This is a genomic window from Qipengyuania rhodophyticola, from assembly GCF_042493225.1.
Taxonomy (GTDB): domain Bacteria; phylum Pseudomonadota; class Alphaproteobacteria; order Sphingomonadales; family Sphingomonadaceae; genus Erythrobacter.
The window spans coordinates 1,308,854-1,334,037 of the sequence record NZ_CP170454.1; the positions used below are offsets into that span (position 1 = coordinate 1,308,854).

Below are 25,184 nucleotides of genomic sequence, written 5' to 3' on the forward strand. Positions count from 1 at the left end.
ACTGTCAGCTTTCCGCGCGTTCAACCAAATCGCTGCGTGAAGCTGCGGCGCGCGGTGCGCCAATATCATATGCAAGACCGCATTTTGCCAAACCGTTGATAATCCACCACCCTGGATCTGCCTGACCTTCGTCGAGGCCGATCCGCGCACTTTCGGGAAAGGCATGGTGATTGTTATGCCAGCACTCGCCATATGTGATGAGGCCGAACCCGGGTATGTTGGCGGCTTGTATCCCGGCGTCTTTGACAAGCCATCTCCCTTTGGCCAGGTCCCGCTGTGAGGTGTGGCAGAAATACGTAATTGTCCAATGACCCGTGCTGCTCACGAAAACTCTGGCGCAGATACCCCATAGCACGAATGGCCACCCACCTGCCCAATAGAGGAGCAATGCGATTGGCAATTGATGTAAGCGCCATGTCGTATCTAAGAAACGATAAAACGGGTCTTCGGCAATGTCGGGTTCTATCGTGATGCGGGGCGCGTGGACAAATTCAAATCGGCAAAACAGGTTCCAGAAAAGGTCCACCAGAAGCGAGCAGCGGTGCGCGAAGAAGTCATGGCAAGCCCTCTGGCGCTGAGCCCAATCGCGCGTGTCATGAATGCGAATGATCCCAGAGGGACCAGACACTCCTACCAATGTGCCGACGTAAATCAGGCTACGGGCTAACCACAGTGGCGCCTTGAAGCTGCGGTGGATCATCATCCGGTGCATACCGACACTGTGCCCGATCAGTAGGCTGGCGTAAGTGAGAACTATGAACAGAAGGATGCTTTGCCAATTTGCGACCGCGACCGCGAGGATGGTGCCAATCAGCATTCCTGTGTTCCAGAGGGCTTTGGGCCAATCGACCCGCACGCTACCCATGCAAGGGTCTGCAGCACTGCCATCCACGCGGAGAACGGGCGCCATCATAAGTTTCTAACTGCCTGATGACCGAGGGGGCCATTTCCGGCGCCATAACCCGGTGCATGCGTGATCGCCTGAAACACGAATTGCCGCGCCAGTCGCACCGCATTTTCGAGCGGTTGGCCGTGACCCATCAGCGTCGCGATTGCAGCCGATAATGTGCAGCCCGTGCCGTGCGTATGCGGCGTGTCGATGCGTGCGTGATTGAAGGAGACTGCGCGGCATCCACCATCCTCTTTCGGGATCATCAAGAGATCGATAATCCGAGCATCCTCAGTATGCCCGCCCTTAGCCAAAATAGCTGCACCTGACGCACCCGCGAGCGCCTCTGCCGCGCCTGTCATCTGCTCGCTATTGTGGAGGGTCCGATCTGCCAGATGCTCAAGCTCGGGCAGATTTGGCGTAATCAGGGTCGCCTTGGGGAACAGTTCTTCCCGCATCGCCGCAACGGCTTCTGGCGCGATCAAAGCCGCGCCAGATGTCGCAATCATGACTGGGTCGAGCACGATCGGTACACTGTGATCCAATGCCTCCAGAGCGCCCGTAACCGCCGCGATAATCTCAGTATCGTGGAGCATACCGATTTTGACCGCATCGACGCCAATATCATCGATGCATGCCATGATTTGTTTGTACACGACATCGCCGCTGATCGGCGCAATTGCCTGAACACCAACGCTGTTTTGTGCGGTGATGGTGGTGATCGCGCTCATCCCATAGCCGCCCAGCATGGTGATGGTTTTGAGGTCCGCTTGGATGCCAGCCCCACCTGAGCTGTCTGAGCCTGCGATCGACAAAATGCGGGGGGGCGCTTTTGACATATCGGCTCGCTACGCAGCTGCGCGCACCGCATCGCACACAGCATCAACCACCCGCTCGACCTGAGCGGCATCATCGCCCTCTGCCATCACGCGGATTAGAGGCTCTGTGCCCGATGCACGGATGACCAGTCGGCCAGCGCCTTCCAGCTCTGCCTCAGCATCAGCAATAGCTTGTTTCACAGCCGCGTTTTCAAGCGGCGCGCCGCCTTCATAGCGGACGTTCTTGAGGAGTTGGGGAACTGGGTCGAACAGATGTAAGAGCTTGCTTGCCGGCTTGTCTGACTGAACAAGGCTAGAGAGGACGCGCAAAGCTGCGACCGTGCCATCTCCCGTGGTTCCGTAATCCATCAAAATCATATGGCCCGATTGCTCGCCGCCCACATTAAATCCGCCCTCTTTCATGCGTTCCAGCACATAGCGGTCGCCAACTTTGGTGCGCTCCAGTGTGAGACCCTGGCTTTCCAAATAGCGCTCAAGGCCGAGGTTTGACATAACCGTTGCGACCACACCTCCTCCGGTCAGCTGACCCTTTTCGGCCATACGCGTAGCGATCAATGCCATGATCTGATCGCCATCAACGGTCTGCCCCTTCTCATCAACGACGATTAGCCGGTCCGCATCACCATCGAGCGCAATGCCAATATGAGCCCCTGTTTCGATTACTTTGGCCTTGATCGCATCAAGCGCGGTTGAGCCGACCCCATCGTTGATATTAGTACCATTGGGGGTCACGCCCAGCGAGATTACTTCTGCGCCCAGCTCCCAAATGACGGCTGGGGCCACTTGATACGCCGCGCCATGCGCGCAATCTACGACCACTTTCAGCCCATCGAGACGGACGTCTGAGCTGATGGACTGCTTGGCTGCATGAATATAGCGGCCTTGCGCATCATCAATCCGGCGGGCCCGGCCAATGTCAGATGCATCGGCCAGCACTGGCTCCTGATCGAGCCTCGCCTCAATCGCCAGCTCATCCTCATCGGACAGCTTGAACCCGTCCGGCCCGAACAGCTTAATCCCATTATCTTCAAACCGGTTATGGCTGGCAGAGATCATTACGCCGAGGTCCGCGCGCATCTCGCGCGTCAGCATGGCGATGGCCGGGGTAGGGAGGGGGCCTGTCATGATTACATCCATCCCAACGCTGGTAAAACCTGCGACCAGAGCGCTTTCCATCATATAGCCAGAAAGCCGCGTGTCCTTGCCGATGACTACGCGGTGACGGTGCGTGCCGCGTTCAAAATGAGCGCCTGCCGCTTGCCCCACCCGCATGGCGACTGCGCTGGTCATTACATCTTTGTTCGTGCGCCCACGAATGCCATCAGTACCAAAGAACTTGCGTGTCATTTGTGCCTGTTTCCATCTTTTTGAGGAGGGGCCAGCTACGGCGCCTCAAACTTGCATATCTAGTGGACCCATAGGCAGCGGATGTGAAGCCTTGCAGGCCAAAATGAGCACAGATTACGATGTAAAAACTTGACCGCGCGCATACGCCTTGCGGGACGTATGCAAAGTTTGTCTGGCACAAATGCAACCCATCGCTTACCTGCGCGTTGTGTAGATAATTCTGTTCACTGACCACTATCTGAGAGGACCACTATGGCTTTCACCCTCCTTGCCCTGCCTTATGCTGACACCGCGCTCGATCCAGCGATCTCGGCGCAGACCTTTTCGTTCCACTATGGCAAGCACCATCAGGCCTATATCGACAAGATGAATGCCGCGATTGACGGCACTGATCATGCCGACAAATCCATGGAAGAGATTGTTGCGGCATCACGCGGCAGCAATCAGGGCCTGTTTAACAATGCTGCGCAAAGCTGGAACCACGGCTTCTACTGGCATTCGCTTGCGCCAAGCGAGACCGCTCCTTCCGCTGAGCTGACTGACATGATCAATGATGCCTTTGGCTCTGTAGATGAGCTGAAGAAGCAATTGGCAGATCGCGGTGCGGGCCATTTTGCCAGCGGCTGGGTCTGGCTGGCGGAAAAAGACGGCAAGCTGTCCATTGAAGAGACGCATGACGGCGATACTTTGGCGGATAGCGGGTTCAATCCGCTGCTGACGGTCGATGTATGGGAGCATGCCTATTACCTCGATCACCAGAATGCGCGCCCAGCCTATCTGAGCGCGGTTATCGGCGGTCACCTCAATTGGAGCTTTGCGTCTGAGAATTTGGCGCGCGGCAGCGTTTGGGTATACCCCAACTAAGCGAGAAGCTTTCTAAGCCAAAAGCGGCTCGCTCGGCAGGCTATGCCAGGCGGGCTGTTTTGCTTTTTGGGGCACCTAGGCAGCCCGCTTGTATCAGGTGCTAGGCTTGCGGCCATCCTCATCAAAGCCAAGCGCGAGCAGATTATTGGCGAAGAGCGGCTCCCCAAAGACAAAGCCGATGATGTTGGGCCTACCGATATGATCAAACAACGCGGTAAGTGTGAGCAGGATCGGCACCGATAGCAATGCGCCTGTAATACCCCAAATCCACGAGAAGTAACTGAGCGTGATCAGGATCATCACCGGGTTTACCGTAAAGCGCGCGCCCAACACCGCCGGTGTCACGATATTGGCCTCTATCGTGTTCAGCGCAAGATAGGCGGCTGCTGGGATTAGCCCCAGCAGCAGAGTCTCAGTCGTGCCGATCCCAAACACCGCGAGCAGAGCGATCATCAGTGTCGGCCCGATATAGGGGATGAAATTGAGTAGAGCGGCGAGCCCGCCCCACATGATCGGCGCATCCACACCCAAAATCCACGCGCCGAGCGCCACCACCACGCCGACACAGATATTGATGAAGCCAACGGTCAAAATATAGGATGCAACCCGGTCTTGGATCTCGCGCAAGGCCTTCGCTGCTTTGATGCTGGCCCCAAATGTTGAGCGGCCCATGAGCAAGCGTTGACGAAGGCGGACGCGCGCCTCGATCATGAAAAATGCCATCAGGAAGGTGAGTACGATCTCAAGCAAAACGCTAGGGGTTGCAAAAGCGAGCTCTTCCAGCAGGCTTGGGGTCGCGAGCACCACTTGCTGAGATCCGCTGCGCTGCATGATTTCGGCGATCTCTGCATTGAGCTGAGCGATCCAGCCGAATTGGTCACGCAATTCGCCAAAGCGCGACGCGACATTTTCATAGAGTGTCGGTAATTGATCCCACAGCGCAATCGCTGGCTGGAGGATCAAGGCCAGCGAAAGGATGATAACGGCAAAAAAGGCAAGCAGAGCCGCGAGTGAGGCGAGCACATTTGGCAGGCCCCATTTGGACAGGCGGTCGGCCAGCGGTGACAGGATAATCGTCAGAATAATCGCAGCGGTCAGCGGCAAGAAAACCACCGAGCCGATCGACAAGACAAAGGGTAAGGCGAAAAACAGGCCAAGCCCGATGAGCATCACCAATGTCGAGATCAAGCGCAGTTCTTGGGCCGCGAAGGTCATGCGCTCGCTGCGTTGACTGCTTGTCTTGGGATCAGATGCGCTCATTACTCATCTTCATGCCGCCGGATAAGATGGCAGGCAAGTGCTGAGCGTGAGCGCGCTGGCCGTGAGGTGTTAGCGAGGAGCGGGGATCGCCGCTTGATCCAGTTGCTCCAAGATCGTTTTGTGAGCGGGTTCGCCGCCATCTGTTCGATCAGGAATATCGCCTGCCGCGAGCATCTCAGTGAGCGCCGCGCGGGCGCGGCCAACACGGCTTTTGATCGTACCGATTGCGCAGCCGCAAATTTCGGCAGCTTCTTCGTAAGAAAAACCGCCCGCTCCGACTAGCAAGAGTGCCTCGCGCCGCTCAGGCGGCAAGGTTTGAAGCCCGCGCAGCATGTCAGACAAATGGATCGGCTCTTCCTGAGAGGCAGGAGCGGTTAAAACACGCTCGGCCACGCCCTCATCATACTCACCGCGAAAACGGTTCCGCCTCATGTCAGTGAGGTAGACATTGCGCAAAATCACGAAAGTCCATGCGCGCATGCTTGTGCCAGGCTGGAAGCGATCTTGCGCGGCCCAGGCTTTGAGCATGGTTTCCTGCACAAGATCATCGGCCATATCAGGGCGTCCACAGAGGCCGCGTGCGAAAGCTCGCAAATGCGGGATGACTGTGGTCAACTCGTTTTTGAATGCGGCTTTTTCAGTCGGGGTACGCTCTTGCGGCTCTGTCATCAGTCTTGCTGATCCAGCTTTGACAAAAGGTCTTTGAAACTATCAGGCAGTTCTTCTTCGACCACCGAATCATAAAGCTGACGTAGGCCGTCCGCCCAGTCAGGTTCACCCTGATCATCGGTTGCTTTGGTGCGGTCAGACTGCACTTTTTGGTCTTTGCCTGGCGTCATTGCCTCACTTCGTTGCTCTGCTCTTGCGCGCTCATGGCGCAGTCGGCGCGAAAAGCCGATTACGTATTTATACATTTGAGGGAACGATGGCGCGAGTTCTTTGTTCCCAATAAGCTGGCAATTGCGCTTTATGCACGGATCGTGCTGCGCAGAGTGTTGATCAGCGAGAGAGGGTGTTGGCGACGAGAACGATGAACGATCAGGCGATGGAAAAATCTGCGCGTGTGAAACCGGCGGCTCGCTCAAGGAGTGCCTTAACCTCTGCATTCACTCGCTATCCAAAGGCCATTCCTCTTTGGGCTTTCATTTTGACGATGGCCATTGCTTTGATCGGAGTTGCCATTCTCGAACGTTCAGCTGCGCACCGTGAGCAGCTCGTCCTTGAACAGCTGGCTTTGCAGAAAAGCGCTGCGCTCTCTCAAGGCGCTTTGGCCACTGATTCTGTCATGCGGATGGGCGCTGCACTGCTCTCCGTGAAGGGCAATATGAGCGAGCAGAGCGTTGAGCGCTTTGCCAGTACGGTTTTGCATGATCGGGACAATCATGGCGCCAAGGATGTCGCGTTTACCGAGGTTGAGGCCTTAGGCGATGGGTCTTTGACGGGTGTTGATGAGCAATCGAATGATGCGGTGCGCATGGCGATGGAACGAGCCTGGCGCTTCAGCCGGCCTGTCGCGGTGCGCGCTCCTCATCCAAACGAGACAAGCGGTTCTGGTGAGCCGAACAAAATGCTCGTCTTTATGCCTGTTTTTCTTGAGACTGCCTCTACAACGCAAGCGAGCTCTGCAGATCTCGTAGGGTTCCTGCGCATGACTGTGGATCTCGATGTGTTCCTTAAAGATGCGCTGGAACTGCTCGAACCGGAGCAGCTCGTATTGTCGGAAGAGGTCGCGGTTGAGCTTTATGATGGGCAAGTTGAGGAGGCCAATCTGCTTGCGGGAATGAAAGGTTCATTTGCCGGAACCCGCTTGACGGAGCGGCAGTTCAGCTTCGCAGGCAAACCGCTCACTCTGGCAATCTGGTCAACCCAGTCACTCGGGCTCGAGCGCGCCTCATGGATAACGCTCATCGCTGGCTTGTTCCTCGCTCTGCTTGCTGCGCTTTCATTGCGGTTGTTAGCCCGGCAGGTAACTGAGGATGCTATCGCCTTCGAGCGGCTCGTCGAACAGAACTCGATCCGGGATTCGCTTAGCTTGGAGCTTAATCACCGGGTGCGCAACACGCTCGCTAATATCTTGTCGATGATCGCGTTAAACCGCCACCGGACTGATGATTTGCAAGGTTTCGCTGAAGAGCTGGATGGGCGGGTCCGCTCGCTTGCAGCGACGCATGAGCTGCTTACGCAATCGGAATGGGGAACGATCCCGATCGCTGATGTGGTTGAGACAGAGCTTGGTTCTTACATGGGAGACCCATCGCGCGATGTGTCGACGTTAGGCCCGATGCTTGAGCTAGCGCCCAAGGATGCATTGTCGCTTGGACTGGCAATGCACGAGCTGGTCACAAATGCGGCAAAATACGGTGCGCTTAGCGCGGCCGGCGGTAAGGTCAGCGTATGGTGGCGAGCAGTGTCTGATGAGCTGGCTCAGATCGATTGGGAGGAACGTGATGGCCCTCCAATCACTTCACCGCCCGAAGCTGGGTTTGGGGTCAAGTTGATCGAGAAGATTACCGCGCATGAGTTGCAGCAGCCAGTAAAGCTCGAGTTTAACGAGGCCGGCGTACGGTGCACTTTCCTGGTTTCTGTGCGCGCTCCCGACGACTTTGAGCTACGTTCACCGCGCGAATAGTTTTGGCTTGATGGCCAGAAGGTCAGTGAGGAAGCGGCGCGCTCGACTGGAAAAACAGTGCCTGACTGACCGCCGCCCTAACTGTTCGTTCCTTGAACGGCTTGGTGATGAGATAGGTCGGCTCACGCCGATCACCAGTAAGCAGCCGCTCAGGGAATGCTGTGATGAAGATCACCGGCACGTTCATCATTGCCAAAATATCATCAACCGCATCAAGCCCGGAAGAGCCATCCGCTAGCTGGATATCTGCCAGCACAAGTCCCGGAGAGCTCTGGCCTATCACTTCGCGCGCCTGATCACGTGTCGCCGCCGTGCCGCATACTTCATGGCCGAGTGAGCGGATCAGATCCTCAAGTTGCATGGCGATCAGAGGTTCATCCTCGATAATCAGCACGCTTGTCTTAGTCTCTCTATCGATCTCATCGACGGCTGCCTGGACTTGCTTCTCGACCTCTTCCCGGCTGATACCGAGTATAGTCGCTGTTTCCTGAATACTGAAATTCTCAAGTGTCGTCAGCAGCAATGCCTGCCGACTAGTCGGGGCTATCTTCGCAAGACGCTCTCCAGCTTTCTTCTCCAGAGAGCCAGCAGCGGGACCTGGAGCACTTTTCGTCTCGATCTGCTGGGTGAACATCCGGGTGAAGGCGGAAAATAGCGCTGGCTTGCTGCTCGCGATTTCCTCTTTGTACTTACTGTTCTCCGTAGCGCGCACTAGCACTGATCGCACCAGAGCATCTCCACGATCCTGCGAGCCGGTCAGCGCGCGGGCATACCTACGCAGCAAAGGTAGTTCTCTTTTTAAGCGTTCGCTGAAAGACATTCGCTTATCACTCGCCCCTATTCACATTCTATAGCTGTATCTCGGTACTATATCGGCGCAGCACAAGATGGTCGCGGCAAAACTCTTGCACCACAAGGTCTTTTACAGCTCGCTCTCCCAAGGAGTTTACGCATGTTTCACGAGCTGCTGAAGAAAAAATGCGAAAAAACCTGATTCTTCAGGAACCCTTTTCGAAGGAGTGCATTCATTTAGTATCACCGTCGAGACACCCCCTCCCGTCCTATCGGCGAGTGATATGATCCCAAGGCCTTCGTTCTGAAACAGAGCGGAGGCCTTTTTTCATCGTGGCCCGCTATTTGCCGTAATTCATAGTCGGCTAGTCAAAGCGCTTTGGCAAATATGGCATATTCCTTATTGACCTTGCTGTTGATGGCATCGGCGATGGCGACCATCCCCTTGTTATCATCCAGAATCCAGCCAATCTCGGCGCGCTGTGAGTGAAACTGCTCATAAGCGTCCTTACGGATTTGGCTTATCATCATAAACGCAAGCTGGCTGGCGACGCGTGAGTTGTGCAGCTCTTTGCGCACGCCCATGAGCGGCACACGCATTCCGGAGCCTTTCGGATATTTGAGCCAGCGCAGTAAATGAAACCAGCCGAACGGCAGAAGCTTGCCCTTTACCTTGGTCAGCATGTGATTGATGTCGGGCAGAGTCATCATGAAGGCAACAGGCTCTCCATCGAGCTCTGCGAGCATGTTGATCTCTGGATGGATGATTTGCTTCAGTTTCTTGCCAGCATAGGCAATCTCGTCGGGAGTAAAGGGCACAAAGCCCCAATTGCTGGACCACGCATCGTTTAAAATGGTGAGGACGGTTTTGACCTCTTCATCCCAGTTTTTGAGATCGATCGGACGGATGCGAATGCGCTCGTTCCGGTGGCCAGATTTGACTATGCGCTGGATCAGCGGCGGGAACTCATGCTTCACTTCTAAATCGTAGGTGAAAAGGGATTTCTCATGCGCATAACCCGCCGCTTCAATCCACGCGCGATAATGCTCCGGGTGGTGGCCCATCATGATCATTGGCGGATGGTCCGCGCCCTTTACCAGCAGGCCCGGTTCTTCCCAGATCGACAAGGATATGGGCCCCAGCACGCGCGTCATTCGTTGTTTGCGCAACGCTTCTTCAGCATGGGCCAGCAGAGCCTGGGCTACCGCTTCATCCGCTGCATCGAAATATCCAAACATGCCAGTGCCAGGGCCAAAGCCCTGCTCCTCGGGCAGCTCAAGCGCGAGTTTATCGATATGGGCGGAGATGCGCCCGACCGCCTCACCGCCGCGATAGGCAATGAACAATTCGACATGTGCATGACCAAAGAACGGATTCTTGTCTGGATTGATGAGCTCCATCTGCTCTGATTTAAGCTGCGGTACGGAATGCGGCGTTTGCGCTGCAAATTTGCGCCCCAGATCAACAAAGGCGGAGCGGCCCTTCTTGTCGTTGACGGGAGTGATGATTATCTCGGCACTGCTCACATGAATTGTCCAAATCGTGGGGTTGAAGCGCCTGTGTGGGGCCAATTGCCCCTTTCAAGCAAGTCAGTCGATCACTCTTGCCAACAAGACTTGTTTGTCATGGGGCTGTATTATGCGGTAAGAGCAGGGCCGGAACACATGAAATGAACCTGCAATCTGACATCTCCCCTATACCCAAGGACGCCGCTAGCATGGCGGGCGGTTGGCACGCGCAAATAGCAGATGACAAGGATATGCTGCGCGCGGCGCGTGATCTGACTAAGGATTTGGCTGAGGCGCGTGGGCGCATCTTCTGGCCGGATATGCTGATCTCTGCCGGGCTTGGCTATGCCGGACTGGTCGGCGCGATGGCAGTCTCCAGCCTGCCACTAGCGCTGTTTTTTGGGCTGATTTCGGCGCTCGCATTTTACCGCGCGTTGATGTTTATTCACGAGCTGTCGCACATTCACCGCGATGCGCTGCCTGGCTTTCGGCTTGGGTGGAATTTGCTCGTCGGCGTGCCAATGCTCACCCCGTCTTTCATGTACGAAGGTGTGCACACGCTTCATCACAAACGCACGCAATATGGCACGATTGCCGACCCCGAGTATCTGCCGCTTGCGCTGATGAAGCCATGGAGCCTGCCTGCTTTTGTGCTCGTTGCCATGCTCCTGCCGATTGCGCTTATTGTGCGTTTTGCAGTGCTCGTTCCGCTTGGCTTGATTATACCGCCGCTGCGCACGCTCGTATGGCAGCGTTTTTCATCGCTGGCGATCAATCCTGAATTTCGCCGCGCTGCGCCCACCGACAAATTACGCGGGCGCGTGCTGTGGCAAGAAGCGCTCGGTTCGGTCTGGGCGATTGCGCTTGTGGCGAGTACGCAAGTGTTCGGTTGGCGGCCGCTGCTGATCGCGATGGCGATTCTGTCGCTCACTGCGGTTCTCAACCAGCTACGCACACTCGTCGCGCACCTCTGGGAAAATGAAGGCGAGGCGATGACTGTTACCGCGCAATTCCTCGACAGTGTGAATGTCCCTCCCCCAGGTTTCATTGCAGAGATTTGGGCGCCAGTTGGTCTGCGCTATCACGCGCTGCATCATTTGATGCCGTCCATTCCCTATCACTCACTGCCCGAAGCACACCGACGGTTGAATGCAGAACTGGGCGGGGAATCGACTTATCAAGGCGCTAATCATCCCGGAATGTTGCCACTGGTCGCGCGGATCGCGCGCAGCACGATGGGCGGCGGCGCCAGGCGCTGAACTAACTCAAAAAGCAGATCATGCGCAGCGCCGGTCTGCGGGCAGCTCGCTTTCCTGCTCGCTCGTCAGCACCTGTTCGAGGCGCGGGTAAGTTTCAATATTGGCAATTTCTGAGAAGCCGAGCTGGCTGTAAAAGGGGGCGTTCCACGGCACATCGCGAAATGTCGTCAAAGTGAGTGCAGAGAATCCTGAGTTGCGCGCGTCGATCTGACACGCCCGGATCAGGGCAGCGCCAATCCCCTGCCGCTGATGCTCCGGTGCAACGTCCATCTCCCAGATATGGAGCTCTCGAGAGAAGGGTTGGCTCGCCAGGAAACCAATCACTTTGTCGTCTATCTGGGCGACCAGACAGTGGCCCTTCGATATGAATTTCGTCAGTTGATCGACGGTGCACAGATCCTCGGGATCCATGTCTTTAAGGCCGGCAATATCTGCAAAGAGGCGAGCCGCGGCTGCTTCGATTGCGGGTATATGCTCCGCGTCCTCTGGCCGCGCAAGGCGGATATTCCAATCGGTCAATTCGCGCTCATTCTTCGGTACGGATGAGCACGGTTTCGCCAATCAGGAAGAACAGCAGAAAGGGTGCCCAAGCCGCAAGGAAAGGTGGATATCCGCCAAAACTGCCCATGGCGAGCGCGGCGTTATCGACCACGAAATAAGCAAAGCCCAGCGCCATGCCGATGATTGCGCGCACGAACAGCTGGCCTGAACGGGCAAGGCCGAAGGCCGCGATGGCGCCGAGGAGCGGCATCAATATCGCAGACAGAGGCCCAGCCAGTTTGTGCCACCACTTTGCCCGCATTTCTGCGGTACGCCGGCCAATTTCTTCGTATTTTTGGATCCAGCCATAGAGGCTGAAAAAGTCGAGCGCATCGGGATCAACCTTCGTCAGATTGACTTGGTCTGGAGCGAGGTTTTCGCCTACCACTAGCTCATCAAGCACTTTCGTGCCCGCGCTTTGCACTTCGAAACGGCGCGGCGTCTCCAGCTTCCATCCCGGATCAGCATAGCTTGCACGCGGGGCTCTAATTTGCTCCACAATCATGCCCTCGGCGCTTCTTTGATACCAGGTGACATTGGTCAGGATCAGATCTTCTCCGTCGCCGGACAATGCGCCTGCCGTCAGGACATTAAGGCCATCGGTCACAAAGATATTAGCCGCCGCGCCAGATTCCGGAGGGATGAGTCCATATTCGGTTGCTTCCCACGCCTTCAGCGTTGCAGTCGCTCTGGTGACAACCCGCTCGTTAAAGGCAAAGCTTAGCACCGCCACTGCCGTGGCTGTAAGCACCAAGGGTGCGAGCACTTGATGCGCAGAGAGGCCAGCGGCCTTCATTGCCACCACTTCGCTGTTTTGGTTGAGTGCGACCAGTGTGATGAGCGTTGCGAGCAAGACCGAGTATGGCAGAAAACGCGCCATAAGCTGCGGGATACGCAGGCTGGCATAGGTCCAAAGCTCGCCCTGCCCATTGCCTTCAACAGCAAGGATTTCACCGCTGGTGGAAAGCAGATCAAGCATCATCAGCACAAGCACAAGCATCACCAGAACCGCAAAAATGCGAGTGATGAACATCTTCGCGAGATAGATTGTCAGCGTCCGCGAGGGAAAGAAATCAAGCTGCATGGGTCTGGTCTATCGCCTATTCCGCTGGCGATGCAACCATGTCTGCACGCGATTTGCGCGTACGGCGGAACAGACGGGTCACCGCTTTGGAAGCCTTCGCAAACCAAACTTCCAGCGCGCCAATTGCTTGACCGCCTGGCACAAAGGCAACGCGGTAATACATCCACAAGATCAGCGCAGCAAAGAGAACAAATGGCCCCCATAACGCGATGAATGGATCGACCCGGCCCAGTGCGGCGACATCTTCGCCATATTGATTGACCTTGTGATAGGAGACCACCAATACAATAGAGACGAAGACACCCAAGGCGCTGGTCGATCGTTTGGGCGGTATCGCCAGCGCCACCGCGAGCAGCGGCATCAGCGCCATCATCACCACCTCAACCAGTCGGAAATTGAAGCTGGCTTGGCTCGCGTCGCGTTTTGCTTCGGTCTCGTCCGCGTTCCAACCGATACTCAGCAATTCGGGCAGGATATATTCGCGCTCCGCATCACCGCGGCCGCGAAATTCCTCAATTGCGGGCAGATCTATAGGTAGGTCATGGCGGGTGAAGGTGAGCACACGCGGCGTCTGGCTGCCCGTGTCCTGAACAATCGTGCCCTCATTCAGGCGCAGGATGATGGTGTCGGGGCTATCTTTGGTGGCGAGGAACGAACCCTCGCGTGCCGAGATGGAGAGCACTTGCCCCTTGGAATTGGCCACGCGAGCAAAAATGCCTTTCAGATCGCGGCCCTCATTCTCGCTTTCATCAATGCGCAGCGCCATCCGATCCGCCAGCGTGGTGAACTCACCAACCTTAATCGAAGCGCCCAGCGCACCTGAACGCAGGTCATATTCCAGCTGCTCGTAATAATACCGGCTGATCGGTTGGATATAGAAGACCAGAGCGATATTCACCGCCATCAGCACAGCGGTAATGATGTAAGGCACGCGCAGCATCCGCCCATAGCCGAGGCCTACCGCGCGGAAGACATCGAGCTCGCTTGAGGTGGCAAGCTTACGGAAGGCCAGCAGAATGCCGAGGAGCAATCCGAGCGGGATGGCGAGGCTCGCATATTCGGGGATTAGCGCGCCAAGCATTTTGAAAACGACGCCAATGGGCCCGCCTTCCACCGCCACAAAATCGAACAGTCGTAGCATCTTGTCGAGCAGTAGCAGAGACGCGGCCAGTGCGAACACGCCCAGCATTGGCAAGACTACAAGCTTGAAAATGTAGCGATCAATGCTGGGGATGAAATTGAACACGCTGTGCGGGGCCTGTGCTGCGAAATTGCTTTGACGAGACCGCCCTAGCGGGAAAATCTGTATCGGTCATGTATTTCCCGCCGTATGGCGAATGGGAGGCCGCAAAGCGCCCACCTCAGTGCTTTACCAGAACCGGCTGCCAGGGATCCCTTTGAACGGGCCGACCTCGCGGCTGGTGATCCATCCGCCGTAGAAATCGCCAGGTTGCGGCGTCACTTGCTCGCCGTCGACCAGGACTTCATCAAACGGCTCGCAATAGAACGCTAGATAGCCCGCCACGGGATGAAAGCTGCTCGTGGGGTTGGTATATGACCATGCGGCAGCCTGAATCTGATCGCCGCCAACTGTCACATCAAAGTAGCTTGCCTGACCTTTCCATTCGCACAGTGAGCGGCGCGGGTTGGATGAAAAGTGCTTCATCGCGATGTCCGCTGGCGGGATGTAGTATGTCGGCGGGTGGCTCGTCTCCAGCGTGCGATAGGCGGCCTTAGTGTTTGCGAGTACCACACCCTTATGCCGGATGACGATGTGGCGCGTCGTTGGCTCTGCAATGGCGGGCCGAGGGTAGTTCCACACGCTTTCTTGTCCCTCGCCAACTGGGTCTGGCTGAGGGCGCGGGAGGACGCTCACGCGATCCGGGCCTTTACGCTTTTTCCGCTCATGCCTTTTCGAGCGTGCATTGCAGCGGGTGCTGGTTCTGCTTGGCAAAGTCCATCACTTGATTGACCTTGGTTTCGGCCACTTCATATGGAAAGATACCGCAAACGCCGACGCCCTTCTGGTGGACGTGGAGCATGACCCGCGTCGCCTCTTCCAAATCCATTTTGAAAAAGCGCTTCAGCACCATCACAACGAATTCCATTGGTGTGTAATCGTCATTGAGCAGCAGCACTTTATACTGGCTCGGCTTTTTGGGCTTGGCCATGGTTTTGGTGGCTACACCGATTTCGCCCTCGGTATCGCCGCCATCATCATTGGAATCGTCGCCAGCGCCGTCATTACCCGCACTACCGTAATCATCTGAGGAGATAATCAATGGCAGTTCGTCTGGTGTCAGCGAGAGCGAGTGTCTTTGTGAAGATACAGTCAGCTTGGTCATTGTGTCCTGTAATATCGTATGGCTTTGGCGCTTCGCAAGCCAAACGTGACGTCTTGATGTATCTTTTAGGGTAAATAGGCCGTTTTTTTGGCGGCCACTCACATCAGAGGCAGCCGCAAAGAAAACGGGCCGAACAGCGTATACGCCATTCGACCCGCTTCTTTCTTGTCTCGAGGCTTGGGAGAGAGGAGAAAGGCCCCGGGACAGTAAACTAAAATGAACTTATGCAGCCTTTGAGAATTTCTCAGCAGCAACACTTGCGCGGCTTGAGATCGGTGCAAAAACTTCGCCTGCGAGCTTCATCATTGCTTCAGCGTTCTTCGAAGTCTGAGCAATTGCTGTGTCGAAGTTGCGGCGAGCGATTTCGCCTTGCAGCTGGAACAGCTCGGTAGGTGACTTAACAGCAGCAACCTTCTTCACGTCCGCAGTGACGGTTTCAGCAGCAGCTTTGCCGTCTTCGATTGCAGCGCGGCCCATGTCCTGAACGCCAGCAGCGAGGATCTTGCCTGATTCGACGAGTGCTTCAACGTTGCCCTTGTTGAACTCAGTTACGTCAGAAGCGATTTCGCCGGTCTTCTCAAAAGCGGCTTTCGCGCGGCTCTGTACGTCGGCAGAAACTTCTTTGACGGTCTTGGTGATGTCGTTGGTGTTCGCTTTGGCCATGATGGTGTCCTTCAGCTTGTTGATTGTGTCAGTGTTCGAAGCGATCGCTTTCTTCGCGGCCTTCTTCGGTGCAGCCTTTTTGGCAGCGGTCTTCTTGGAAACGGTTTTTGCCGGCGCCTTTTTCGCAGCAACCTTGCGGGTCACGGCTTTCTTGGCCGGAGCTTTCTTCGCAGCAGTCTTTTTTGAAACGACCTTCTTCGCGGCAGGCTTCTTCTTTGCCACTTTTTTCGCGGCAGCCTTCTTGGCTGGCGCTGCTTTGGCAGGAGCTGTTTCAGCGGTCTTCGCGCTTACTTGCGGCTTCGCAGCTTCGGCGGCTTGTTTTTCAGCGGCTTCAGCGAATGCTTTCTCAGCAGCTGCATCAATTTTGCTGGGCGTAGTAGCCATGGTAAACCTCATTTATGTTGCGATGCACAAAATACGCATTGCAACTGCGAAGTCAAGCATTTTTTGTGCAGTGCACAAAAATCGGCAAAATTATTTATATTCAGAGTGTTAGCGGGTCATCACATAGCGACCCGGTGCATCCTCGATCACTTTATCACCCTTGCTACCAGGCTTTCTTTTGCCTTTTGGAGCGATTTGTTTGGGGTCCTGCTCATTCAACCAGGCTAGCCAATCTGGCCACCAGCTTCCGGGATGTTCAGTGGCGCCTGCGACGAACTCATCAAGTGATTTCACCCCATTCTCGATAGCGCCCTCATTGATCCAATATTGGTATTTGCCCGAGCTTGGTGGGTTCACAACGCCAGCAATATGGCCCGAGCCCGCCAGCAAAAACCGGATTGGTCCTTTGAAGTGCTCCGTTATCTTCCATACGCTTTGCGCTGGAGCGATGTGGTCCTCGCGTCCGGCCTGAACATATGTGGGCACATCAACGATCCCGACATCAATCGGGGTATTGTCAACCGAGAGACTATCCGCCTGCACTAGTCGATTGTCGCGATACAGATCGCGCAGATAATCCTGATGCCATTTGGCTGGCAGATTGGTGACGTCGCCGTTCCAATGCAGCAGGTCGAAAGCCGGATAATCCTCGCCCAACATGTAATTGTTGACGACATAGTTCCAGATCAGATCTTTACTGCGCAGCATGTTGAAGGCCGCCGCCATATAGCGCCCATCAAGATATCCATCGCTTGAGAGCGCTTTGATCGTGGCTAATTGCTGATCATCAATGAAATTGAGCAGCTCGCCCGCTTTTTTGAAGTCGATCTGTGCAGTGAAGAAGGTTGCGCTTTTGACCTTATCATCCTCGCCGCGCCGTTTCAGCAGCGAAAGCGTTGCCGCCAGAGTGGTGCCTGCCACGCAATATCCGATTGCGTGGACACTTGGCACTTTCAGCCGCTCGCGAATGTGATCAATCGCCTCGATCTGGCCGCGAACATAATCGTCCCAGATGACATCTTTCATGCTGCTATCTGCGGATCTCCAGCTGACCATGAAGACTGTAATGCCTTGGTCAACAGCCCATTTGACGAAGCTCTTCTTGGCATTGAGGTCGAGAATGTAGAAGCGGTTGATCCACGGCGGGAAGATCACCAGCGGCGTTTCCATCACTTTGTCTGTGGTCGGACTGTATTGGATCAGCTGAAATAGATCGGTCTCATGAACTACCTTGCCCGGTGTGGTCGCGATATTCTCGCCGAGCTTGAACGCACTCCTGTCGGTATGAGTGAGCTGACCTTCTTTGAGATCGGCGAGCAAATGCTCCATGCCTTTGACGAGATTCTCGCCGCGGCTTTCCAGTGTGCGCTGGAGCACGACCGGGTTAGCCGCCGCGAAATTCGCCGGGCTGGCTGCTTCGGTGATTGTCTTGGTGAGGAAGCGTAGTTGATCTTTCTGAGGCTTGGAGAGGCCCGTCATCTCATCGGCCAGCTGATCGAGCCGCTGCGACAGGAATAGATATGTCTGGTGTACGAGCGCAGCGACAGGGTGAGCGCTCCATTTGGGGTCCGCAAAGCGGCGATCCCTAAGCGGCAGCGCGATGCCCTGCTCGTCTTCACTCTTCGCTTCCGCGCTGCCCGGCACCATGCCGAATTGGCCAAGCACATCCTTCCACAGGTTGAGGCCGTCTTCCAAAAGCTGCTTTTGCCAGGCCGGATTGGCCCAAGGCATTTGCTGGAACCAAGTCTCGCTCATTTCCTGCCAGTCTTGCGGCTGGAGCATAGGCGAGGGCATCTTGCCCGGCTGGGCAAGCTTTTGACCAGCCTTGCCTGCCTGCTCCATCTGGAACTGCATCCACATGCCTTGGAGCTGAGTCGCAACCTTGGCCCAATGCTGCATATCTTCCGGGCTCAGACTGGGGAGCGGCGGGTTTGAACCCTGCGCAGCGGCACCTGCAAATGGCGCAAACATCGTCTCTGCCAGCTTGCCCGGCCCGCTCATCAGAGCCGACATAAGATCGGCATTTTCCGGCATATCTTTATCGTTTTTGCTCATCATGGCTCCTGTCGGCGGCAAAGCAAGTGTTCACGCTGTCCTAGATAATACAGACGATTGCGTGTGCCAGCCGATTGCGCATGGCATATGAATACGTCATCTAGGATACAAGCAACAACAAGTTTGTGGAGCGAAGCTAAGTGCCCGAGACATTCTATCGTATGAAACGCCTGCCGCCATATGTGATCGCAGAGGTCAATGCGATGCGGCACGCGGCTCGGCGCGATGGGCGCGATATTATTGATCTCGGCATGGGTAATCCTGATCAGCCGCCGCCCCAGCATGTTATCGACAAGCTGTGCGAGGTGGCCGCCAAGCCGACCGCGCATGGTTATTCGCAGTCCAAGGGCATTCCTGGTCTGCGCCGCGCACAAGCGAGTTATTATGCCAATCGTTTCGGTGTGGAGCTGGACCCCGATAGCGAAGTTGTGGTCACCATGGGCTCTAAAGAAGGGCTGGCGAGCATGGCCACGGCGGTTACTGCGCCGGGGGATGTGATCCTCGCGCCAAGCCCGTCTTATCCTATTCACACATTCGGCTTTATCATTGCAGGCGCAACGATCCGCTCTGTGCCGACAACACCTGATGCGCGCTATTGGCAGGCTCTCGAGAACGCGATGTCGTTCACCGTGCCGCGCCCAACCATGCTGGTGCTGAATTATCCATCCAACCCAACCGCCGAGGTGGTGGATGCTGAATTTTACCAGCGCATTGTCGATTGGGCCAAAGAGAACAAAGTCTGGCTCTTGTCAGACCTTGCCTATTCAGAGCTCTATTTTGACGGCAAACCAACTCCGTCAATCATGCAGGCCAAGGGCGCAAAAGACGTGGCGGTTGAATTTACCTCTATGTCGAAAACCTATTCCATGGCCGGGTGGCGGATGGGTTTTGCAGTGGGCAATAGGGAGCTGATCTCGGCTTTGACGCGGGTTAAGTCATACCTCGACTATGGCGCGTTTACGCCAATCCAGGCGGCGGCTTGTGCCGCGCTCAATGGCCCGCAGGATGTGGTGGAGGAAAACCGCCAGCGCTATCAGAAACGCCGCGATGTAATGGTTGAGGCATTTGGCCGCGCCGGATGGGATATCCCGCCGCCGCCAGCATCGATGTTTGCCTGGGCGCCTTTGCCAGAGGCATTTAAAGAGATGGGCAGTCTGGAATTTTCCAAGCAATTGCTCGAAAAGGCCGAGGTCGCTGTGGCACCGGGGGTTGGCTATGGCGAAGAGGGTGAGGGCTTCGTTCGAATTGCTATGGTCGAGAATGAACAAAGGCTGCGTCAGGCAGCGCGTAATGTAAAACGCTTTTTGGACGCGAGGTGAGTCCGGACCTTGCCCGCCAGCGCGAAATACCAAGGCAAGCACGCGCGTGCGATGGCGAATAAAATGCGTCTGGGGAGCAAATAGGGGTTGTTGTGAGTTGTCTATTGTAACGCATCGATGGAGCGTGACGGTTTGACACCGCAATTTTTCTGGATTTCCCGCGATCATGCACCCCCGGGCAGATGGGATTTAGGTTTGCTTGGCTGGACGATGCATCACGCGCCGCGCGCTGACGAGCTCGCCAGAGGCGGCCCCACTGACAGGATCCCGCGTCTTATAGATTGCCGGGCGACATCATGCAGCACAGATTGGCAATCGCTCGAAAGTCCGGAGATTTGCGCTGCCATCGGGGTGGATTCGCCTGAGGAACGTGCTGCGATGATGGCTGCCAGTCTCGGCGAGGCCATGCCCACCAACACCGCCGTGGTTGAAGTGAGGGCACGTCTTAATCGGATGATGAACGCGGTCAGCGCTCTGCCGCGCTTGCGCATGGCAGGTCCGGTCGAGCTTGACTTGTTTCACCGCGATGGGCGCACAGATGGCAGGTGGCTTGGCCTTCATCCGCGCGAGTTTGAATTGCTGTGGCATTTGTCTGAATCGCCCCATACGCGCGTTTCACGCGAGGAGTTGCTGCGCAAAGTCTGGCGGCTCGACCATGTGCCAGAAACGAACTCGGTTGAAGTGCATGTCTCACGATTGCGGGCCAAACTGGCGGTTTCCAAGGTCGCTTGGCTGGTGGAGACCGATCCAGATGGTGGATACCGACTGGGCGGGCCACCTGATGAAGGCGTGTTTCCTTTTTTTGGCCAAGCCATGGAGTCGCCGCCCATCCAAGAATCTCTGGACACCGGAGCGCCGAGCAGCGACTGTGAAAGTGAAGAGAAATAAGCGAGCAAAGAGGTGTCTATGCCAAATCCAGACCGGGTTTCGATTGAACTTGCAGACAATGGCGTGGCGCATGTCCGCCTGACCCGCGCGGACAAAATGAACGCGCTCGATCCGGCGATGTTTGATGCGATCATCGAGGCAGGTGAGGAATTGCAGCATATGAAGGGGGTGCGCGCCGTTGTCTTGTCAGGCGATGGGCGGTCCTTCTGTGCCGGGCTCGATATTACCAGCTTGGGAGCGGAAGGCGGCGGCAATGGCTCGCTGGTTGATCGCACTTTTGGCAACTCTAACAAGTTTCAAGAAGTCGCCATGACATGGCGAAAGTGCCCCGTCCCAGTAATCGCGGCGGTGCAGGGTGTCTGCTTTGGCGGCGGACTGCAAATTGCGAGCGGCGCTGACATTCGTATTGTTACGCCGGATGCGCGGATGGCGATCATGGAAATGAAATGGGGGCTAGTGCCTGACATGGGCGGCTATGCCTTGTGGCGGGGTCTCGTGCGGGATGATATCCTGCGCGAGCTGATTTACACCAATCGCGAATTCTCAGGCGAGGAAGCACATCAGTTCGGTCTTGCGACCCATATCGATGCTGATCCATTGTCCAAGGCCATGGAATTGGCTGAGGTGATCGCGAACCGCAATCCAGAGGCGATGCGCGGGGCCAAGCGCTTGATGGACGTGATGTTTGATGAGGGCACAGACGCTATTTTGATGGCGGAAAGCGTCGAGCAAGAGAAAGTCATGCGGCGACCCAATCAGGTCGAAGCGGTTATGGCTGGCATGCAGAAGCGTGCGGCCAATTTCGTCGACGTTTAAGTTTGTAGTCTAGAAGCCGAGCGGGTGGCTCGGCCATTTTAGTGAGAATTACCCAAACACCGCCACGCTCTGCAAACCTTCCACCACTTGCTGCCCATCGGTATTCCAGAGCCGCAAGCGCTCGCTTGAATAGCCTTGATCGGCATGTTGGCTGGCGTTTTGTGTCAGCCACCAGCCATCCTGCGTGCGCGGGTTTGGGTCTAGGACATTGAAGGACCAATTGATCGAGCTGATCGGTCCTTGACGTTGCATCGCCCGCATCGCGCCAGGCGGCAAAACATCGCCCAGTAGAATCAGCTCACTTATAGGATCAAGCCCAGTGGGTTGCTGCAACCTAGCCCAGCGCCGCACGACTGGATCGCCTGGGCCGCGGGTCTCTTGGGCGCGCTTGATCTCAAAATTGGTCTTGAGGAAAGTCGGCGCTTTGTGCGTATTGAGCGTCTCTGTCTCGTCTGGGCTCCCAGGCCATTCTTCCACCGGTGCCGCCGCATGGACAGCATTGGGCTCGCGCTGTGTCCCGAAAATGAAGAAGGCGGTTGTCGCGCACTTTCCCTCGCACCAAATCTCGCTGCGGACGTGAGCGACATTGCGGCCCTGACGGACAATTTCGCGCCGGACTTCAATATCGGGTCCGGTAGGCGCGACAAAGGCGATTTGCGCAGCGCGTAGTGGCGGCAAATCAGGAAAGGCACGCACTGCCGTAGTATAGGCGAGCAGCGCCGATGCGCCGCCATAAAGCGTGCGGCCCTGCAGCCAGTCGCCATGGGTTGGCAGATGCGCCGGGCCCTCTTGCGGGCCGATCGGATCGATCAATTGAGCAATAGACATTGGGCCGTCATACCGCGCTTATGGGCCTCGTCCAGATTGACGTTAAGGAAGGTGAGGTGAAAGGTGCGCTATTGCGATTGCCATCCGCGATGAGGTTCGCTAGGGCGCCGCATCTTGCATGCACTCGTTCGCATGTGAGCATTCGGCCCGATGGCGGAGTGGTGACGCAGCGGATTGCAAATCCGTGTACGCCGGTTCGATTCCGGCTCGGGCCTCCACATTTCAGGCGCTTGGCGCAATCTTAAGCCTATCCCACGATGGGACGGCTGACCCAAGTGCCGCTTTAGCTCAGGTGGTAGAGCACATCATTCGTAATGATGGGGTCAGAGGTTCGAGTCCTCTAAGCGGCACCATGGAGTCATAAGAACTCGCACTGGCACCACTTCGTGGCTCTTTTCTGCTTATTTATATCGATATATCAGTGGTTTGGAGTAGCTATATCACAGCTCTTTGCTAACAGAGACCGTTCTGGCGTTTCCGAACTGGCGCAATCTGGCCGGTTATCTCTAAGGGCCCTATTGGCGGCACCAGTTGCACTTGAGTTTTGAGGGGTTTTCTCAGCTAAAGCCGAGGAAAGTGCGCTGCTCTGCCCAGTCGAGCGGCAGCGCTGATGCGCGCAACAACCTGCGACCTGTCAGACCAACTGGATGCCGCCCTTTAACAATTGCAGTCGTTATGTCCGGCGCGAGCCAGCTGATTCTGAGGAGCTGCCAAAGATGGCGTTTGCTGTAACTTGCCACTGTCGGTTCATCTGAGCCAGCAAGTACCATCCGCTGAGCGGCATGCGCTTGAGCTATCAGTTTGAGCAGCACGGGATCAGATGTAGCCTGATCGGTATGCTCGCTTGGCGGCAGTTGAAGTTTCTTCTCTGCGCCGCGCCAGATAAGCCTGGCTGGAAGGACGCTGCTAAGCGATCCATCTTCTGTGCTCAGGACAAGCTTCTCTGCCTGCAATTGGAACGTGAGTTCATGCTGGAGCAGCACCGCCCTTTGCTCTGTTGTCGGCATCTGCTCGATGTTGGCTGCTAGTTCTTGCCGCAAGGCGATCGCTTCAGCGCTGTCACTACTGTTCCTTAGAAGCCATTCTGCCGTGAGGCGTATGCCGGCTCTCTCCAGATCGCCAGCCGGAACGCTCCAAGGCTGACCACGTTTCTCATCCGTGCCAAAGCGGGTTACATAGTAGCGATAGCGCTTGGAGTTCTTCGCAGTGTGTCTCGGCGTCATAGGGCGTCCATCTGGATCGAGGAGTATTCCTGCAAGAAGGCTTGGGTTTTTCGCCTTTCTGCCAAGTCGCTGGTCGCGGCCGTTCTCTTTCAGGATCGTCTGCACTTGCTCAAACTGCTCTTGCGAGATGATCGCTTTATGCTGACCGGGATATACCTCTCCCTTATGTCTCACTCGGCCTGTGTAGATCGGGTTCTGAAGGATCGAGGCTAACATACCCCTCGCGAACGGTTTGCCGCCAACCTGCCGGTCATCTTTGTAAGTGCGCTTCTTGGTGAGTATCCCCCTACCATTGAGCTTATCGACCACGCATTGAACCGAGCAAACGTCGCAATAGCTGTCAAAGATAAGATGGATCGTCTCAGCTTCTTCAGGTTCAATGACCAGCGTGCGATCTTTAAGGCTATAACCCAGCGGGACCGGCCCGCCCATCCACATGCCCTTCTTCTTGGAGGCTGCGATCTTGTCGCGGATCCGTTCGCTGGTGACCTCGCGTTCAAACTGCGCAAAGCTCAGCAGAACATTCAGTGTCAGCCTTCCCATTGAGTTAGTCGTATTGAACGCCTGGGTGACGCTCACAAAGGAAGTTTCACGCTCATCCAGGATCTCAACGATCTTGGCGAAGTCTGCCAGGCTGCGAGTGAGGCGATCGACCTTGTAGACAACGATGATATCGACCTTGCCTGCTTCAATGTCGGCGAGCAGCTGGGTAAGGGCGGGGCGCTCCATAGTGCCGCCCGACCAACCGCCATCATCATAGCGCTCGCCCACCTCGGCCCAGCCCCCTGCTGCCTGGCTCAAAATATAGGCGCTGCAAGCCTCTCGTTGAGCATCAAGGCTGTTAAAGTCCTGATCCAACCCCTCCTCGGTGGACTTGCGCGTGTAGATCGCGCAGCGTTTCGCCTCAGCCATCGGTAAGAGCCTTCTTGGAGGTAGCTCGTCGCAGCCCAAAGAAGCGTGGACCGGACCAATGCGCTCCAGTTATGGCCCGCGCTATTTGCGACAGGCTGGTATAGCGGCGCCCGTCATGCTCGAAGCCATCATCCAAGACGAGCACGTGATAGGTCTTTCCTTGCCATTCGCGCACCAGCCGCGTGCCGACCTTGATGGCGAGATGTCGATCCAGTGTAACTGAGCCAGTCTTTTCAAGAAGCTTGGCGGCTTTGCCTATTGCCTTTGCTGTAGAACTGGGCAGCCCGCCATGAGCCCGTGACTGGATCTTCCAGGCTAGACCCCTCCGCAACAGCGCCGGGCCGATCGGCGGTGCTAGGCTTCGGAAATGCTCGCGCCACGCAGCGCGCAGCTCCGCGGGCGGCATCGTTGCAAGTTCGTCGACGGTCAGGCCAATCATGAGTGTGCCTTGGATGTGATTTTGTATGTAATACTCCCGTCAGGTCGCACTTCTTTTACGAGCACCGAGCCTTGCTTTCTGACGCCGCTCAAGAAGGCTCGGCAGCTATGTGGCTTCCAGCCAGTCGCTCGCTGGATTTCGGTCAGAGTTGCGCCCTTCGCTCGGTTAAGCATGCGAGCGATCATCGCGGATTTGGTTCTGCGCTTGGTCTTCTTGATTGTCGTCATCTTGGGTCTCCAGTGAAGCGCCAGGAAATCCAGCGCTGTACTGACCCAAGCCGCCGAGCCCATCAGCTCAAGC

At 56.2% G+C, this 25,184-nt stretch carries 25 protein-coding genes and 2 tRNA genes; 8 read left to right on the plus strand and 19 right to left on the minus strand.

Annotated features, from left to right (window positions below; translation table 11 throughout):
* Positions 1-4: 4 nt before the first annotated feature.
* The 3 genes from ACFCXQ_RS06215 to glmM are packed head-to-tail and all read right to left on the minus strand — an operon-like array spanning position 5 to position 3,075.
* Positions 5-913: an acyl-CoA desaturase gene (locus ACFCXQ_RS06215; RefSeq protein WP_379554096.1), complete on the minus strand. Its 909-nt coding sequence runs from the start codon at positions 911-913 to the stop codon at positions 5-7.
* Complete coding sequence (gene thiD, locus ACFCXQ_RS06220) at positions 910-1,728, minus strand: bifunctional hydroxymethylpyrimidine kinase/phosphomethylpyrimidine kinase (protein WP_379554098.1); 819 nt, start codon at positions 1,726-1,728, stop codon at positions 910-912. The genes ACFCXQ_RS06215 and thiD overlap by 4 nt, the downstream gene beginning before the upstream one ends.
* Positions 1,729-1,737: 9 nt before the next feature.
* Positions 1,738-3,075, minus strand: coding sequence for a phosphoglucosamine mutase (gene glmM / locus ACFCXQ_RS06225; protein ID WP_379554100.1), 1,338 nt, complete (start codon positions 3,073-3,075; stop codon positions 1,738-1,740).
* A gap of 252 nt (positions 3,076-3,327) precedes the next feature.
* Here glmM and ACFCXQ_RS06230 point away from each other — a divergent pair, with 252 nt between their 5' ends.
* Positions 3,328-3,939: a superoxide dismutase gene (locus tag ACFCXQ_RS06230; RefSeq protein WP_379554102.1), complete on the plus strand. Its 612-nt coding sequence runs from the start codon at positions 3,328-3,330 to the stop codon at positions 3,937-3,939.
* 93 nt (positions 3,940-4,032) lie between these two features.
* On the opposite strand, the gene ACFCXQ_RS06235 is transcribed toward ACFCXQ_RS06230, so the two are convergent.
* The 3 genes from ACFCXQ_RS06235 to ACFCXQ_RS06245 all read right to left on the minus strand — a co-directional run bounded on the left by ACFCXQ_RS06235 (position 4,033) and on the right by ACFCXQ_RS06245 (position 6,038).
* Positions 4,033-5,199 carry an AI-2E family transporter gene (locus ACFCXQ_RS06235; RefSeq protein ID WP_379554104.1) on the minus strand — a complete coding sequence of 389 codons (1,167 nt, stop codon included), beginning with the start codon at positions 5,197-5,199 and terminating at the stop codon, positions 4,033-4,035.
* 69 nt (positions 5,200-5,268) lie between these two features.
* Entirely contained in the window at positions 5,269-5,868 is a 600-nt protein-coding gene (locus ACFCXQ_RS06240; RefSeq protein ID WP_379554106.1) for a sigma-70 family RNA polymerase sigma factor, read from the minus strand.
* Entirely contained in the window at positions 5,868-6,038 is a 171-nt protein-coding gene (locus tag ACFCXQ_RS06245) for a NepR family anti-sigma factor (RefSeq protein WP_379554108.1), read from the minus strand. Before ACFCXQ_RS06245 ends, ACFCXQ_RS06240 begins: the two co-directional genes overlap by 1 nt.
* A 314-nt stretch (positions 6,039-6,352) precedes the next feature.
* Between ACFCXQ_RS06245 and ACFCXQ_RS06250 the strand changes: the two genes are divergently transcribed.
* Entirely contained in the window at positions 6,353-7,828 is a 1,476-nt protein-coding gene (locus ACFCXQ_RS06250; protein ID WP_379554110.1) for a sensor histidine kinase, read from the plus strand.
* Positions 7,829-7,850: 22 nt separating this feature from the next.
* On the opposite strand, the gene ACFCXQ_RS06255 is transcribed toward ACFCXQ_RS06250, so the two are convergent.
* Positions 7,851-8,648, minus strand: a complete 798-nt coding sequence (locus ACFCXQ_RS06255) for a response regulator (protein WP_379554112.1) — start codon at positions 8,646-8,648, stop codon at positions 7,851-7,853.
* A 341-nt stretch (positions 8,649-8,989) separates the two neighbouring features.
* Complete coding sequence (locus ACFCXQ_RS06260; protein WP_379554114.1) at positions 8,990-10,147, minus strand: N-acetyltransferase; 1,158 nt, start codon at positions 10,145-10,147, stop codon at positions 8,990-8,992.
* A 143-nt stretch (positions 10,148-10,290) separates the two neighbouring features.
* On the opposite strand from ACFCXQ_RS06260, the gene ACFCXQ_RS06265 reads away from it, so the two are divergent.
* A complete protein-coding gene (locus ACFCXQ_RS06265) occupies positions 10,291-11,388 on the plus strand; it encodes a fatty acid desaturase family protein (RefSeq protein WP_379554116.1) in 1,098 nt (365 codons plus the stop codon).
* A gap of 18 nt (positions 11,389-11,406) precedes the next feature.
* Here the strand turns inward: ACFCXQ_RS06265 and ACFCXQ_RS06270 are convergent, their stop codons facing one another.
* From ACFCXQ_RS06270 to ACFCXQ_RS06300, 7 genes are all read right to left on the minus strand, one after another.
* Positions 11,407-11,907, minus strand: a complete 501-nt coding sequence (locus ACFCXQ_RS06270; protein ID WP_379554118.1) for a GNAT family N-acetyltransferase — start codon at positions 11,905-11,907, stop codon at positions 11,407-11,409.
* 7 nt (positions 11,908-11,914) lie between these two features.
* A complete protein-coding gene (gene lptG / locus ACFCXQ_RS06275; RefSeq protein ID WP_379554120.1) occupies positions 11,915-13,012 on the minus strand; it encodes an LPS export ABC transporter permease LptG in 1,098 nt (365 codons plus the stop codon).
* Between the two features lie 16 nt (positions 13,013-13,028).
* Positions 13,029-14,258 (minus strand): LptF/LptG family permease, encoded by a 1,230-nt coding sequence (locus tag ACFCXQ_RS06280; protein WP_379554122.1) that lies wholly within the window; start codon positions 14,256-14,258, stop codon positions 13,029-13,031.
* 123 nt (positions 14,259-14,381) lie between these two features.
* Complete coding sequence (locus ACFCXQ_RS06285; protein ID WP_379554124.1) at positions 14,382-14,888, minus strand: DUF427 domain-containing protein; 507 nt, start codon at positions 14,886-14,888, stop codon at positions 14,382-14,384.
* A 28-nt stretch (positions 14,889-14,916) separates the two neighbouring features.
* A complete protein-coding gene (gene clpS / locus ACFCXQ_RS06290; RefSeq protein ID WP_379554126.1) occupies positions 14,917-15,357 on the minus strand; it encodes an ATP-dependent Clp protease adapter ClpS in 441 nt (146 codons plus the stop codon).
* Positions 15,358-15,579: 222 nt separating this feature from the next.
* Positions 15,580-16,404: a phasin family protein gene (locus ACFCXQ_RS06295; RefSeq protein ID WP_379554127.1), complete on the minus strand. Its 825-nt coding sequence runs from the start codon at positions 16,402-16,404 to the stop codon at positions 15,580-15,582.
* A gap of 108 nt (positions 16,405-16,512) precedes the next feature.
* Positions 16,513-18,459 carry a PHA/PHB synthase family protein gene (locus ACFCXQ_RS06300; protein WP_379554129.1) on the minus strand — a complete coding sequence of 649 codons (1,947 nt, stop codon included), beginning with the start codon at positions 18,457-18,459 and terminating at the stop codon, positions 16,513-16,515.
* A gap of 140 nt (positions 18,460-18,599) precedes the next feature.
* Between ACFCXQ_RS06300 and ACFCXQ_RS06305 the strand changes: the two genes are divergently transcribed.
* The 3 genes from ACFCXQ_RS06305 to ACFCXQ_RS06315 all read left to right on the plus strand — a co-directional run bounded on the left by ACFCXQ_RS06305 (position 18,600) and on the right by ACFCXQ_RS06315 (position 21,482).
* Positions 18,600-19,778, plus strand: a complete 1,179-nt coding sequence (locus tag ACFCXQ_RS06305; protein WP_379554131.1) for an LL-diaminopimelate aminotransferase — start codon at positions 18,600-18,602, stop codon at positions 19,776-19,778.
* Positions 19,779-19,910: 132 nt separating this feature from the next.
* Positions 19,911-20,666 carry a winged helix-turn-helix domain-containing protein gene (locus ACFCXQ_RS06310; protein WP_379554133.1) on the plus strand — a complete coding sequence of 252 codons (756 nt, stop codon included), beginning with the start codon at positions 19,911-19,913 and terminating at the stop codon, positions 20,664-20,666.
* An 18-nt stretch (positions 20,667-20,684) separates the two neighbouring features.
* On the plus strand, positions 20,685-21,482 hold the full coding sequence (locus tag ACFCXQ_RS06315; RefSeq protein ID WP_379554135.1) for a crotonase/enoyl-CoA hydratase family protein: 798 nt from the start codon (positions 20,685-20,687) through the stop codon (positions 21,480-21,482).
* Between the two features lie 48 nt (positions 21,483-21,530).
* Here ACFCXQ_RS06315 and ACFCXQ_RS06320 read toward each other — a convergent pair whose 3' ends face one another.
* Positions 21,531-22,310: a thioesterase family protein gene (locus ACFCXQ_RS06320; RefSeq protein WP_379554137.1), complete on the minus strand. Its 780-nt coding sequence runs from the start codon at positions 22,308-22,310 to the stop codon at positions 21,531-21,533.
* A gap of 144 nt (positions 22,311-22,454) precedes the next feature.
* Between ACFCXQ_RS06320 and ACFCXQ_RS06325 the strand changes: the two genes are divergently transcribed.
* Both ACFCXQ_RS06325 and ACFCXQ_RS06330 read left to right on the plus strand, forming a co-directional pair.
* Positions 22,455-22,528: transfer RNA gene (locus ACFCXQ_RS06325), tRNA-Cys, on the plus strand.
* Positions 22,529-22,587: 59 nt separating this feature from the next.
* Positions 22,588-22,663: transfer RNA gene (locus tag ACFCXQ_RS06330), tRNA-Thr, on the plus strand.
* 204 nt (positions 22,664-22,867) lie between these two features.
* On the opposite strand, the gene ACFCXQ_RS06335 is transcribed toward ACFCXQ_RS06330, so the two are convergent.
* The 3 genes from ACFCXQ_RS06335 to ACFCXQ_RS06345 are packed head-to-tail and all read right to left on the minus strand — an operon-like array spanning position 22,868 to position 25,174.
* The gene (locus ACFCXQ_RS06335) at positions 22,868-24,445 is read right to left on the minus strand and encodes a recombinase family protein (RefSeq protein WP_379554139.1); all 1,578 of its coding nucleotides are present in this window, start codon (positions 24,443-24,445) and stop codon (positions 22,868-22,870) included.
* On the minus strand, positions 24,438-24,884 hold the full coding sequence (locus ACFCXQ_RS06340; RefSeq protein ID WP_379554141.1) for a DUF2924 domain-containing protein: 447 nt from the start codon (positions 24,882-24,884) through the stop codon (positions 24,438-24,440). The genes ACFCXQ_RS06335 and ACFCXQ_RS06340 overlap by 8 nt, the downstream gene beginning before the upstream one ends.
* Complete coding sequence (locus ACFCXQ_RS06345) at positions 24,881-25,174, minus strand: DUF3489 domain-containing protein (RefSeq protein ID WP_379554573.1); 294 nt, start codon at positions 25,172-25,174, stop codon at positions 24,881-24,883. Before ACFCXQ_RS06345 ends, ACFCXQ_RS06340 begins: the two co-directional genes overlap by 4 nt.
* Positions 25,175-25,184: the final 10 nt, after the last annotated feature.